The organism is Phenylobacterium aquaticum (assembly GCF_022695515.1).
GTDB classification, from domain to species: Bacteria; Pseudomonadota; Alphaproteobacteria; order Caulobacterales; family Caulobacteraceae; genus Phenylobacterium; species Phenylobacterium aquaticum.
The window spans coordinates 1-12,914 of the sequence record NZ_JALDPT010000023.1 but is presented as its reverse complement, the minus strand read 5'-3'; the positions used below and the strand labels follow the sequence as shown (position 1 = coordinate 12,914).

Here is a 12,914-nt window from a genome sequence, read left to right as displayed (position 1 = left end):
GCGGCGCGCCTTGATCGGGCGCAAATCAATGGTGTGCGACCAAACGTCCCGACGGACGGACCGCCCGAACCCGCAGGTCCGGACGGCCGCGCCCATTGGCGACTAGAAGGTCTTGCGGACCGTGATCCCGTAGGTGCGGGGCGGGTTGGTCAGGTAGCCGTAGCGGGCGCGCAGGCCGCGTTCGCGGTCGATCGCCAGCTTGGCGTGCTCGTCGGTCAGGTTGTTGACGAAGCCGGCCACTTCCCAGCTGTCGCCACGCACGCCGATCCGCAGATTGCCGAGCGCGTAGGACGGCAGCTTCAGCTGGAAGGCGAGGGTGGAGACGCTGGGCGAGCCGATCCCGAACAGCGAGACCGTGCGCGGATCGCCTTCCTGGTCCGAGATCTGGGTGTAGCGGTCGCCCACATACTGCCAGGTCAGGGTCGAGAAGGCGGTCAGGCCGTTCGACATCGGCCGGATATAGTCGATGGCGGCCGAGGCCTGGAACTTCGGCACGGTCGGCAGGCGGTTGCCGCTGCGCAGGGCCTGCAGCACGGCGCCGGTGGAGTCCCGGACGCTCGAGCGCAGTTCCGAATTGTTGGCCGAGGCCGACAGCGACAGGTCGAAGTTCTCGTTCAGGCGCGTGTTCAGTTCCGCCTCGATGCCCGTCGAGCGCGCCTTCGGCACATTGACGATGATCCGCGACGAGCAGCTGCCGGCGTCCACCGTCGCCTGCAGGTTCTCGATGTCGGAATAGAAGGTCGCCATGGTGAAGGAGCCGCGGCCCTCGGGCAGCTTGGCCTTCAGGCCGGCCTCGTAGTTCCAGACGCTCTCATTGTCGAAGCCCGGCTTGGCCAGCTTGCCGAAGGTGGCGAGGTCGGCGGCGCTGCAGAGCGGCTTGTTCAGCGGGTCATTGACCCCGCCCAGGCGGAAGCCCTTGGAGATCTGGCCGTTGAAGGTCAGGGCCTCGTTGGCCTTGTAGGCGACGATCACGCGCGGGGCGAACTCGTCGGCCTTCACATGGCCGGGATAGTCGATGGTGGTGTCGGCGAAGATGCCGTCGAAGGTCAGCTTGCGCTTCTCGTCATAGCGCGACAGGCGCAGGCCGGCGGTGACGTCCAGCTTCTCGTTGACCCGATAGGTCGCCTCGCCGAACACCGCGTACTGGACGAGGGTGTAGGGCACGGTCGAGTAATAGAGCGCGTCGACCGGCGCGCGGACGCCCTTGGTCGGGATGCCGGTCAGGGCCTGGAAGCCGCGGACGTCCAGGTACTGGGCGTAGTCGCGGTCCATGTGGCTGTAATAGGCGCCGGCCAGCCAATCGAGCTTCTCGGCGTTCTTCGAGGCCAGCCGCACTTCCTGGGTGAACAGCTTCACCTTGGTGGTGTCATAGAGCGGCGCGTTCAGGGTGTAGACATTGGCCGGCAGGCCGATCGAGCCGCCGGTGATCGAGCCGGTCAGAGCCGTCGCGTCGCGCACCACCAGCACATTGCGGTCGGTGTAGGACGAGATCGAGGTCAGGGTCATGGCCCCGAGGTCGAGATTGGCGGTGATGTCGGCCAGCTTGAACTTGTCGCTGAACTTCTCGCCGATCTGGGTGAACTGGTTCTCGTCGCCCAGGGTCACCTTCGGCCGGGTGGTCGTGTAGGGGTTGGCCAGGATGTTGAACACATCGACCCGGTTGAACCCGTGGACCGCGATGTCCTGATAGAGGATGCGCGGGGTGATGGTCAGGTTCTCGGTCGGCTGCAGCAGCAGGGCGGCGCGGAAGCCGGCGCGATCGCCGTCGTTCACGTCATGATGCACCGAGCCGTTCGGCTGGACGGCGTCGATGAAGCCCGGGAACTTGGAGCCGAAGGCCGTGACCCGCAGGGCCGCCTTGTCGCCGAGCGGCATGTTGATCATGCCCTTGATGTCGCCGCCGTCGCCGCCGTCCTGCACCTGGCTGGCCGTGGCCTCGACCGCGCCCTCGAACTTGCCGAGCTTGGGCTGGTTGGTGATGTAGCGCACCGTGCCCGACAGCGAGCCCGAGCCGAACAGCGTGCCCTGCGGCCCGCGCAGCACTTCCACGCGGTTCAGGTCGAACAGGTCCAGGTCCGGGGTGAACAGGGACAGCGAGATGGTGCTTTCGTCGAGATAGACGCCCACCTGCTCCTTCACGCCGGGCTGGTCGCGGACCAGCTGGCCGGCGGAGATGCCGCGGATGGCGACCTGGCTCTGGCCCGGGCGAGATTCTGGACGGTGAAGCCGGCGACGCTGCGCGAGATGTCCTCGATATTGGTCGCGCCGCGCTCGCGCATCTTGGTCTCGCTCATGGCGTTGACCGAGAAGGGCACGTCGATCAGGGCCTCGTCGCGCTTCCGCGCCGTGACCACCAGTTCCTCGACCTGATTATCGGCCGCGCGGGCCAGGGCCGGCGCCGCCAGGGTGAGCGCCATCAGGCTGACGCCCAGGGCCGAACGCCGCCGAAGAGTGAAGTTTCGCATGTGCAGTCCCCCGATGTTTTTCATCTTTCGCGCGCGCCCCAGATTGGGGGCGTGCGGAATCTGTCGGGGTTGTCCGGCGTGTGACAGTTTGGAGTCAACTCATAGGCGACAACAAGTCTGTGACTCCCGCCGGTTCTCGCGGAACCGTCGCCAGAAAAGCACATATATTCGAGTTCAATATTCGTCGATATACTGCCTTCGACGACCGCCTGTATTGCTTGATGTATTTAGTACTTTGGCGTGCGCGATCAGCATGGCGAAAATCCGCGCAGGTAGAAACTCCACCTGCGCGCGATTTCAGCAATTCGAACACCGTTCGCTTAGCGGCCCGGCTCGACGAGAATCTTCACGTGAGCCTCGGGATCGCCCAGGGTGACAAAGGCCTGCGCGACTTCGCTCAATCCCACCTTGCCGGTGACCACGCGGCTGACATCGATCACGCCGTCGGACAGCTGGCGCAGGGTGTAGGCGAATTCCTCGGGCGAATAGCCGAACACGAAGGTCAGCTCGATCTCCTTTGTGATGGCGATCGCCGGCTCGATCTTGTCGGTCTCCATGCACACGCCCGCGACCACGATCTGGCTGCCGGCCGGCGCCGCCTCGATCAGGGCCTGCAGGATGCCCGGCGCACCCACGCACTCGAACACCACCGGCTGGCCGAAGGTCTTGCCCATCATCCGCGCCATGGCCTGGGCGGCGCGGGCGGTCGGCACGCCGAAGCTTTCCCAGCGCGCATGCGGGCTTTCCACCGCCGGGTCGATCACCACGTCGGCGCCCAGCATTTCGGCCGCCGTCCGGCGGCGGGGCGAATAGTCCGCCGCGATCACCGGCCCATGGCCCTTGGCCTTCAGCCCCGCGATCACCGCCAGGCCGACCGGGCCGCAGCCGATCACCAGTGACACAGAGTCCTTGTCGAGCTTGGCCTTGGCCACGGCGTGCGCGCCCACGGCGAAGGGTTCGGTCAACGCCGCCTGGTCGGTCGGCAGGCCATTGGGCACCTCCAGGATCATGCCCTCGGTCAGCAGCATGCGCTCGGCGAAGCCGCCGGGCAGGGCGTTGGAATAGCCGAGCGCCTCCATGCCGGTCTGGGTCAGGGTCACCGGCACGCTGACCACCCGGGTCCCGACCTTCAGCGCCTTGGTGGTGCCCGGCCCGTGGTCGAGGATCTCGGCGCAGAACTCGTGGCCGAACACCGTGTCGGCGGTCGGGTCGAACCCGCCCGGATCCCCGCCGCCGGACGCCCGGCGCGTGGTCTCGATCATGTGCTCCATGTGATGCAGGGCGTGCAGGTCCGACCCGCAGATCCCGCAGGCCAGCGTCTTGACCAGCACTTGGCCCGCGCCTGGCGTCAGCTCGGGGATCTCGTCGCAGATGAGTTGCTTGTTGCGGCGGATGACGGCGCGCATGGAGACCTCCCGTTGTGTTTTCACCAGCTTGCGGGCTGGCCGTGCGGATTTCCAGTCTGACCCGACGTCACCGCCGCAAACTTGCCCGCCGGCCCCTAATCCCCTAACCCTCGCGGCCTCGGAATCGGCACGGCGCGCCTGCGCCACATCGGGAGTTTCCGCCATGACCCTCGCCTTCCTCTTTCCCGGACAGGGCAGCCAGGCCATCGGCATGGGCGTCGATCTGGCCGAGGCCTTCGCCTCGGCCCGCGAGGTCTTCCAGGAGGTCGACGATGCGCTCGGCCAAAAGCTCTCGGCCCTCATGAAGGACGGCCCCGAGGCCGACCTGACGCTGACGGAAAACGCCCAGCCGGCCCTGATGGCCGTGTCCCTGGCGGTCATCCGCACCCTGGACAAGGAATTCGGCGTCTCGATCGAGAAGGCGGGCTTCGTCGCCGGCCACAGCCTGGGCGAATACTCCGCGCTCGCCGCCGCCGGCGCCATCAGCCTGGCCGACACCGCCCGGCTGCTCAAGCTCCGCGGCCAGGCCATGCAGCGGGCCGTGCCGGTGGGCGAGGGGCCATGGCCTCCCTGATCGGGCCCAAGACCGACGTGGCGCTGGCCGAAGCCGCCGCCGAGGCTGGCTCCAAGGTCGGCGTCTGCGTCGTCGCCAATGACAACAACGCCGGCAATGTGGTGATCTCCGGCGCCAAGGCCGCCGTTGACGCCGCCATCGAGGCCGCCAAGGCGCTGGGCGCGCGCGCCATTCCGCTGAACGTCTCGGCCCCCTTCCACTGCCCCCTGATGCAGCCGGCCGCCGATGAGATGGCCCGCGCCCTGGTCCAGGCGACCATCCTGGCTCCGCGCGCGCCCCTGGTCGCCAATGTCACCGCCCGCCCGACCCTCGATCCGGAAGAGATCCGCCGTCTGCTGGTCGAACAGGTCACCGGCCGCGTCCGCTGGCGCGAAAGCATGCTGTGGCTGGCCGGCGAAGGCGGCGTGACCCGTTTCGCCGAGGCCGGGGCCGGCAAGGTCCTGTCCGGCATGGCCAAGCGCATCGCCCCCGACGCCGAGGCCGTCCCCCTCAACACCCCCGCCGACCTCGAAGCTTTCGCCAAGACGGTCTGAACCAAAATCCCTCGCCCCCATCGGGGGAGAGGGTAGGGTGAGGGGGACCGCCCTCGCCGCGCCCGTGACGGGGGAGCAAGACCCCTCATCCGTCAGCTTCGCTGACACCTTCTCCCTCAAGGGGGCGAAGGGAACTCGAGAGACCTGATATGTTCGACCTCACCGGCAAGACCGCCCTCGTCACCGGGGCCACCGGCGGAATCGGCGCCGAGATCGCCCGCACCCTGCACGCCCAGGGCGCCCATGTGGTGCTGTCGGGCACCCGCGAATCCGTCCTGGCCGAACTCGCCGCCGAGCTGGGAAGCCGCGTCTCCGTCGAGGCGGCGAATCTCGCCGACGCCGAATCGGTCGACGGCCTGGTCGGACGGGCCGAGGCCGCCGCCGGCCAGCTCGACATCCTGGTCGCCAACGCCGGCATCACCCGTGATGGACTTTTGATGCGGATGAAGGACGAGGACTGGGAGCAGGTCATCAAGGTGAACCTGGAAAGCTATTTCCGCCTGGCCCGCTCGGCCATGCGCGGAATGATGAAGCGCCGCTTCGGCCGCATCATCGGCATCACCTCCGTGGTGGGTGTCATGGGCAATCCCGGCCAGACCAATTACGCGGCGTCCAAGGCCGGGATGATCGGCTTTTCCAAGGCCTTGGCCCAGGAAGTGGCGTCCCGCGGCATCACCGTGAACTGCGTGGCCCCCGGCTTCATCGAGAGCCCTATGACCGACGCCCTCACCGAAGGCCAGAAGACCCAGATCATGACCACTATTCCGGCCGGCCGCCTGGGCCGCGGCAATGAGGTCGCGGCGGCCTGCGCCTATCTCGCCAGCGACGAAGCGGCCTATATGACTGGCCAGACGCTGCACGTGAACGGCGGCATGGCCATGATCTGACCGGCTGGCCTCGCCGAAGCGAACATGCTACGGCGACCCCGAACCGGCGAGGCGCAGGTCTCAAACCCGAATTCCGCGAGCGGTTGACATCCTGTCGGCTGTCGCAGATGGATCAGTTGAACAACAGGGACTTATACGAATGTCCGACATCCTTGAGCGCGTGCGCAAGATCGTCATCGAACACCTGGACGCCGACCCGGAAAAGGTCACCGAGAAGGCTAGCTTCATCGACGATCTGGGCGCTGACAGCCTCGACAACGTCGAACTGGTCATGGCCTTCGAAGAGGAATTCGACATCGAAATCCCCGACGACGCGGCCGAACACATCCAGACCGTCGGCGACGCGGTGAAGTTCATCGGAGAGCGTCTGGGCGCCTAATCAGCCCGGGTTTTCGTCGAAGATTTGACCGCCGCGCCCTTCTTGTAAGGCGCGGCGGTCTGCGTTTTGGAGCCTCCGCATGCGTCGTGTCGTCGTCACCGGCATCGGTCTTCTGACGCCTCTGGGACAGGGGCGGGAACTGAGCTGGAAGGCCATCCTGGCCGGCAAGTCGGGCGCGGGCCGCATCAGCGGCTTTGATCCCGCCGAATACGCCTGCCAGGTCGCCTGCGAGGTGCCGCGCATTGATGGCCGCGGCGGCGGCGGCGCCGATGTCGAGGGCGCCTTCGATCCCGACAAGACCATGGCGCCGAAGGATCAGCGCCGGGTCGACGATTTCATCCTCTACGCCATGGCGGCGGCTGACGAGGCCGTGGCCGACTCCGGCTGGGTTCCGGAAACCGACGAGGACAAGGAACGCACCGGGGTCATCATCGGCTCCGGCATCGGCGGCCTGGGCACCATCGAGCGCACCAGCGTCGAGCTGCACCTCAAGGGCCCGCGCCGGATCAGCCCCTTCTTCATCCCCTCGGCCCTGATCAACCTCGCCTCCGGCCAGGTCTCGATCCGCTACGGCTTCAAGGGGCCCAACCACTCCGTCGTCACCGCCTGCGCCACCGGCGCCCACGCGGTCGGCGATGCGACCCGGCTGATCAAGTACGGCGACGCCGACGTGATGATCGCCGGCGGCGCGGAAGCCGCGATCTGCCCGGTCGGCGTCGCGGGCTTCATCGCCTGCCGCGCCATGTCCACCGGCTTCAACGACGCCCCGGAAAAGGCCAGCCGGCCCTATGACAAGGACCGCGACGGCTTCGTGATGGGCGAGGGCGCCGGCGTCCTGGTGCTGGAAGAGTACGAACACGCCAAGGCCCGCGGCGCTAAGATCTATTGCGAGGTCGTGGGCTACGGCCTGGCCGGCGACGCCTATCACATCACCGCCCCGGCCGATGACGGCGACGGCGGCTTCCGCGCCATGCGCGCGGCGATCAAGGACGCCGGGATCCAGGCCTCCGACATCGACTACGTCAACGCCCATGGCACCTCGACGCCGCTCGGCGATGAGATCGAGCTGGGCGCCGTCACCCGTCTGATGGGCAATGCGGCCCAGGGCCTGACCATGTCGTCCACCAAGTCGGCCACCGGCCACCTGCTGGGCGCCGCCGGCGCCATCGAGGCCGCCTTCACGGCGCTCTCCATCCGCGATCAGATCGCCCCGCCGACCATCAATCTCGACAATCCCTCGGTGGAGACGGAGATCGATCTCGTCCCCAACAAGGCGAAACCGATGGCCATCAATGTGGCGCTGTCCAACAGCTTCGGCTTTGGCGGCACCAACGCCTCCGTGATTTTCAAGAAGGTCACGTGAGCACCAAGCGCAGGGCCGGAAAATCGAGGGGAGGCGTCTCGCCCGTGCGTCGACTGCTGACCACCGTCCTGAGTGCGGCCCTCACCTTCGCCCTGGTCGTCATGGCCGTCCTTCTGTGGGCCGTCTGGACCTATCAGGGCGCGGGCCCTGCGGCGAAATCCGGGGACTCGACCACGGTCGAACTGCGCCACGGCGCCAGCCTGCCGGAGATCGCCTCGACCCTGCAGAGGGCCGGGGTGGTGCGCTCCAGCGCCATCTTCGTTACCGCCGCCCAGATCACCGGCGCCGCGCGGCGCATGAAGGCCGGCGAGTACGAATTCCCCAGCCACGCCTCCATGGCCCGCATCCTGGACGACATCCGCAACGGCCGGATCGTCCGCCACCAGGTCACCATTCCCGAGGGTCTGACCAGCGAGATGGTCGTCGAGATCCTCGCCAAGAAGACCGACCTCACCGGCGACGCCCCGGCCCCGGCCGAGGGCACGATCCTGCCCGAGACCTATCAGTACGAGCGCGGCGACGACCGCGCCAAGGTGCTGAAGAAGATGATGGACGCCCGCGACGAGCTGCTCGCCGCGCTCTGGGCCAAGCGTCAGCCGGGCCTGCCCTTCACCACGCCCATGGAAGCCGTGACCCTCGCCTCCATCGTCGAGAAGGAGACCGGCAAGGCCAGCGAACGGCCCCGGGTCGCCGCCGTGTTCCTGAACCGCCTGCGCATCGGCATGCGGCTGCAGAGCGACCCGACGATCATCTACGGCATCTCGGGCGGCAAGCCGCTCGGCCGCGGCATCCGCGCCTCGGAGCTGGCCCAAGCCACGCCCTACAACACCTATCTGATCAACGGCCTGCCGCCGACGCCGATCGCCAATCCGGGCCGCGCGGCCCTGGCCGCCGTGCTCGATCCGCCCAAGACCACGGAACTCTATTTCGTGGCCGACGGCACGGGCGGTCACGTCTTCGCGTCGACCCTGGACGAGCACAACCGCAACGTCGCCAAGTGGCGCGATGTCGAGCGCCAGCACGCCCAGGCCCAGTCGGCGCCTGAGCCCCTGGCGGGCGGCGCGCCCGAGGCGGACGGCGCCAAGGTCAAGGCTCAGCCCTGATGGCCCTCAGCGGCATGACCGGGTTCGGCCGGGCGGAAGGGGCGCTCGGCGATTGGAGCTGGGCGGTCGAGGCCCGATCGGTCAATGGCCGCAATCTCGAGGTCCGCTTCCGCGGGCCCAACGGCTTCGACGGCCTTGAACGCGCCGCCCGCGAAGCGGCCCAGGCCCGCTTCCAGCGCGGCCAGGTCAATGTCACCCTGACCGCCAAGCGGGCCGAGGGCGCGGGCGCCGTGCGTATCAATCTCGACCAGCTGGAACGCTATCTCGCCGCCGGCGCGCCCTATGTGGCCGAAGGCCTGGCCGCGCCGCCCCGGCTCGACGGCCTCCTGGCCCTGCGCGGCGTCGTGGAGGCCGAGGCCGGCGCGGACGATCCCGAGGTGCTGTCGGCCCTCGAGGCGGCGATGAGCGCTTCCGTCGCCCAGGCCTTCGACGGCCTCTTGGCGGCCCGTCGGGAGGAGGGCGCCAGCCTGACCGGCGTCCTCTCCGGACTGATCGACAAGGTCGAGGCCCTGGTGGCCTCCGCGGAATCCGTCGCCGGCGGACAGCCGGCGGTGATCAAGGAGCGCTTCGCCCGGCGCATGACCGAGCTGGCCGGCGACAGCGCCCAGGTTGTCGACCGCATCGTCGTCGAGGCCGCCGCTATGGCGGTGAAGGCCGACGTCCGCGAGGAGCTGGACCGGCTGACGGGCCATATCGCGGCCGCCCGCACCCTGATGGCCGCCGATGGCGGCGCGGGCCGGCGCCTGGACTTCCTGACCCAGGAGTTCATGCGCGAGACCAACACCATGTGCGCCAAGTCGGCCCTGCCCGACCTGACGACGACGGGGCTCGAGCTCAAGGCGGTGATCGAGCAATTCCGGGAGCAGGTTCAGAATGTCGAGTGACGGTGATCATCCGAGACCCTGGGAGACCCAGCGCCGCGGCATGATGCTGCTGGTCTCCAGCCCCGCCGGGGCGGGCAAGACCTCGCTGTCGCGCCGCCTGGTGGCTGACCATGGCGACCTGATGCTCTCGATCTCCTGCACCACCCGCGCCCCGCGGCCGGGCGAGGAGGAGGGGCGCGAGTACTTCTTCATCGACCGCGACACGTTCAAGGCCCGCATCGACGCCGGCGAGTTCCTGGAATGGGCGGAGGTCAACGGCAATCTCTACGGCACCCCCAAGGCGCCGGTCATGGCCGCGCTGGAAGGCGGCCACGATGTCCTGTTCGACATCGACTGGCAGGGCGCCGCCCAGGTCCAGGCCAAGGCGCCGGACGACAGCGTCAAGGTCTTCATCCTGCCGCCCTCCTGGTCGGATCTCGCGCGCCGGCTGCACGCCCGCGCCCAGGATTCCGAGGAGGTGATCACCAAGCGCCTGATCCTGGGCCGCGAGGAGATCACCCATTGGGCCGAATACGACTATGTCATCGTCAATAAGAACTTCGACCGCGCCTATGCGGATCTCGGCCACATCTACCGGGCCGAACGCATGAAACCCGGCCGCAATCCCTGGCTGCCCGACTTCGTGAAGGGGCTGGGCGAGGAAGAATAGGGTCTCCGATGCGATCGCGCCTGCTCCTGACCTCGGTTCTGGCCCTCGGCTTCGCCGTCGCGGCCCACGCCGACGAGACTCCGCAGGTGGCGCACGGCCATCAGCTGGCCCAGGACTATTGCTCGGCCTGCCACGCGATCGGCCCCTATGGCGCGAGCCCCAATCCCCATTCCCCGCCGTTCCGCACCCTGCACGAACGCTATCCGGTCGAGGACATCCAGGAGGCCCTGGTCGAGGGGATTTCCACCGGCCACCACGGCATGCCGGTGTTCAAGTTCGACGAGGCGGCCAGCAACGACCTCATCGCCTATCTGAAGACCCTCGAGACCCCGAAGAAATAGCCGTCGCCCCTTGACCGGGCGGGCCTGAACCCCCTTCTCAGACCCAACAATCGTTTGGGGAAGGCGGAACATGCAAAAGCGTCGCGTGGGTGAGTTTGAGGTGTCGGCGATCGGCCTGGGATGCATGAGCCTGTCTCACGCCTACGGCCCGCCGCCCCCGCGCGAACAGGCCGAACAGGTGCTGCTGGGCGCGCTCGACGCCGGCTACACCTTCTTCGACACCGCCGCCGTCTATGGCCTGGGCCACAACGAGACCCTGGTCGGCGAGGTGCTCGGCCCGCACCGCGACAAGATCGTGCTCTGCTCCAAGGCGGGCTTGAGCCGCGGAACCCAGCGCGAGCTGAACGGCGCGCCGGAGGTGCTCAAGGAAACCTGCGAGCTCAGCCTCAAGCTGCTCAAGACCGACGTCATCGACCTCTACTATCTGCACCGCTGGGACAAGCGCGTGCCGATCGAGGACAGCGTCGGCGCCCTCGCCGACCTGGTGAAGGAAGGCAAGATCCGCAGCATCGGCCTGTCGGAGGTCTCCGCGCCCACCCTGCGCAAGGCCCACGCCACCCATCCTATCGCCGCCCTGCAGACCGAATACTCCCCGTGGACCCGCAACCCTGAGATCGCCGTGCTCGACGCCTGTCGCGAGCTGGGCGTGGCCTTCGTGGCCTTCAGCCCGGTGGGCCGGGGCTTCCTGGCCGGCGGGGTGCGCGATGCGGCGGCCCTGACCGAGGGCGACTTCCGCCGCGCCATGCCGCGCTTCATGGGCGAGGCCTTCGAGGCCAATCTGAAGATGTTCGCCGCGTTCGAGGCCCTGGCCCGCGAGGCGGGCTGCACCCCGGCCCAGCTCTGCATGGCCTGGCTGCTCCAGAAGGACCCGATCATCGTCCCGATCCCCGGCACCACCAGCCCGGCCCACATGATCGAGAACGCCAAGGCCGCGGACGTCACCCTGTCGCCCGAGGTCATGGCCAAGGTCGATGCGATCGTGAACGACAAGACGGTCGTGGGCCCGCGCTACAACGACATGATGCAGGCCTCGGTCGACACCGAGCGCTGACCCTCAGCCCCGGCCGAGGCTCTTTCGGGCTTGGGCCGGGCCGATCCCCAGCCGGCCCAGCGCGGCCAGGAAGCGCTGGGTCTCCGCCCAGTTCACGCTCACCGCCTCCAGCATTTCCGGCCGCATCAGCGACCGGGCCGGGACGATCAGCCCCTTGCCCCGCCGCTCACAGAGCCCCGCCTCCACCAGCCAGCCCACCTGCCGGCGGGCGGTCTCGTAGGGCATCTCGATTTCGGTGGCGAGCGCATAGGTGGTGATCGGCCGGCGCATGTCGTCGGGCACGATGACGTCCAGGCCGAAGGCGCCGTCCGCATGGGCCTGCCGGCGCTCCGCGTCGCTCAAGAGGTGCAGGGCGTTGGCGCGGATGATGGCCAGCAGCAGGAGCCCCGTGCTCAGGCTCAAGCCCACCGTGGTGCGCGCCAGCTTCACCTGATTCAGCACGTAATAGGCCGCTTCCCGGCTGGCGATGCGTCTGAGATCGGGCGCGACCGGCTTGCGCCGGGCCGGCGCCTGGACCCCGATCGCCGCCAGGTCGACGACATAGCGATAGGTCAGCTGGCACAGCGTCTCCATCGCCGCCTCCGCGGCGGGGCTGGTCGAGACGCCCTGGGGGATCACCACCCCGCCGTCGGCCGCCCGCCGGCAGAGCCCGCGGGCCTGAAGCTTGCCCACATGCCGGCGCGTCGTCTCATAGGGCAGGTCCAGATCGCGGGCGACGGCCAGCACGCTGACCGGCGTGCGCATGGCGTCTTCTGGATTGTTGATGAAGGCCGCATAGCGCAGGTCTTCGCCCGCGGCCTCGAAGACGGCGCGCAGATTGGCCTGGGAGATCGCCAGATAGACCACGGCGGTCACCGGCTCCCCGTCCATGGATCGGGTGACGATATCGATAGTCTTCAAGAGAAAATCGATGGAGAGGGCCATCACTTGCCGGCTTTGCGGCCGGTGTGCGCCGTACTCGACATCATCCATCGTCTTGAACGCCGGTCCCTGACACTGCGGTGCAAGTGCAGCCATACGCACGGTACGGGGATTCGGCGCGCGCCGGAGCGACTAAGTTGCTACGAAACAGAGTAGCGCGCAATCAACACAAGACATGGTTGCCGCAGATACAAAAACGCGCCCCGTTTGGGGCGCGGCGGACTTGGCGATACGCGGCCGATCCCTGGGGACCGGCCGCGCGCCAGAAGGATCTGGTCTTACTTCTTCTCGGGCGCCGGGGCCATGGCGGCGGCGGCCGGAGCGGCCGGGGCCGCGGCGGCGTCAGCGGCGGGCGCAG

General features: G+C 68.2%; 12 protein-coding genes and 1 pseudogene. 9 read left to right on the top strand and 4 right to left on the bottom strand.

Translation table 11 applies throughout. The features are described from left to right. Positions 1-102 precede the first annotated feature (102 nt). The 3 genes from MQH10_RS16340 to MQH10_RS16330 all read right to left on the bottom strand — a co-directional run bounded on the left by MQH10_RS16340 (position 103) and on the right by MQH10_RS16330 (position 3,871). Positions 103-2,160 carry a TonB-dependent receptor gene (locus MQH10_RS16340; RefSeq protein WP_242565154.1) on the bottom strand — a complete coding sequence of 686 codons (2,058 nt, stop codon included), beginning with the start codon at positions 2,158-2,160 and terminating at the stop codon, positions 103-105. Further along, positions 2,136-2,465 carry a Plug domain-containing protein gene (locus tag MQH10_RS16335; protein ID WP_242565083.1) on the bottom strand — a complete coding sequence of 110 codons (330 nt, stop codon included), beginning with the start codon at positions 2,463-2,465 and terminating at the stop codon, positions 2,136-2,138. Before MQH10_RS16335 ends, MQH10_RS16340 begins: the two co-directional genes overlap by 25 nt. A 320-nt stretch (positions 2,466-2,785) precedes the next feature. Continuing rightward, entirely contained in the window at positions 2,786-3,871 is a 1,086-nt protein-coding gene (locus MQH10_RS16330) for a zinc-binding dehydrogenase (protein WP_242565082.1), read from the bottom strand. Between the two features lie 163 nt (positions 3,872-4,034). Here MQH10_RS16330 and fabD point away from each other — a divergent pair. The 9 genes and pseudogenes from fabD (at position 4,035) to MQH10_RS16285 (ending at position 11,635) form a co-directional block, all read left to right on the top strand. Further along, positions 4,035-4,978: pseudogene (gene fabD, locus MQH10_RS16325) on the top strand (ACP S-malonyltransferase). A 149-nt stretch (positions 4,979-5,127) separates the two neighbouring features. Then, entirely contained in the window at positions 5,128-5,865 is a 738-nt protein-coding gene (gene fabG / locus MQH10_RS16320) for a 3-oxoacyl-[acyl-carrier-protein] reductase (protein WP_242565081.1), read from the top strand. 139 nt (positions 5,866-6,004) lie between these two features. Next, on the top strand, positions 6,005-6,244 hold the full coding sequence (locus MQH10_RS16315) for an acyl carrier protein (protein ID WP_056019455.1): 240 nt from the start codon (positions 6,005-6,007) through the stop codon (positions 6,242-6,244). A gap of 79 nt (positions 6,245-6,323) precedes the next feature. After that, positions 6,324-7,607, top strand: a complete 1,284-nt coding sequence (gene fabF / locus MQH10_RS16310; protein ID WP_242565080.1) for a beta-ketoacyl-ACP synthase II — start codon at positions 6,324-6,326, stop codon at positions 7,605-7,607. Between the two features lie 101 nt (positions 7,608-7,708). Next, the gene (gene mltG, locus MQH10_RS16305; protein WP_242565153.1) at positions 7,709-8,710 is read left to right on the top strand and encodes an endolytic transglycosylase MltG; all 1,002 of its coding nucleotides are present in this window, start codon (positions 7,709-7,711) and stop codon (positions 8,708-8,710) included. Continuing rightward, the gene (locus MQH10_RS16300; RefSeq protein ID WP_242565079.1) at positions 8,710-9,594 is read left to right on the top strand and encodes a YicC/YloC family endoribonuclease; all 885 of its coding nucleotides are present in this window, start codon (positions 8,710-8,712) and stop codon (positions 9,592-9,594) included. Before mltG ends, MQH10_RS16300 begins: the two co-directional genes overlap by 1 nt. Beyond that, positions 9,584-10,243 (top strand): guanylate kinase, encoded by a 660-nt coding sequence (gmk, locus tag MQH10_RS16295; RefSeq protein ID WP_242565078.1) that lies wholly within the window; start codon positions 9,584-9,586, stop codon positions 10,241-10,243. The genes MQH10_RS16300 and gmk overlap by 11 nt, the downstream gene beginning before the upstream one ends. 8 nt (positions 10,244-10,251) lie before the next feature. After that, on the top strand, positions 10,252-10,584 hold the full coding sequence (locus MQH10_RS16290; protein WP_242565077.1) for a c-type cytochrome: 333 nt from the start codon (positions 10,252-10,254) through the stop codon (positions 10,582-10,584). Positions 10,585-10,654: 70 nt separating this feature from the next. Further along, positions 10,655-11,635, top strand: a complete 981-nt coding sequence (locus MQH10_RS16285; protein ID WP_242565076.1) for an aldo/keto reductase — start codon at positions 10,655-10,657, stop codon at positions 11,633-11,635. 3 nt (positions 11,636-11,638) lie between these two features. Here MQH10_RS16285 and MQH10_RS16280 read toward each other — a convergent pair whose 3' ends face one another. Next, positions 11,639-12,535 carry a hypothetical protein gene (locus tag MQH10_RS16280; protein WP_242565075.1) on the bottom strand — a complete coding sequence of 299 codons (897 nt, stop codon included), beginning with the start codon at positions 12,533-12,535 and terminating at the stop codon, positions 11,639-11,641. Positions 12,536-12,914 lie beyond the last annotated feature (379 nt).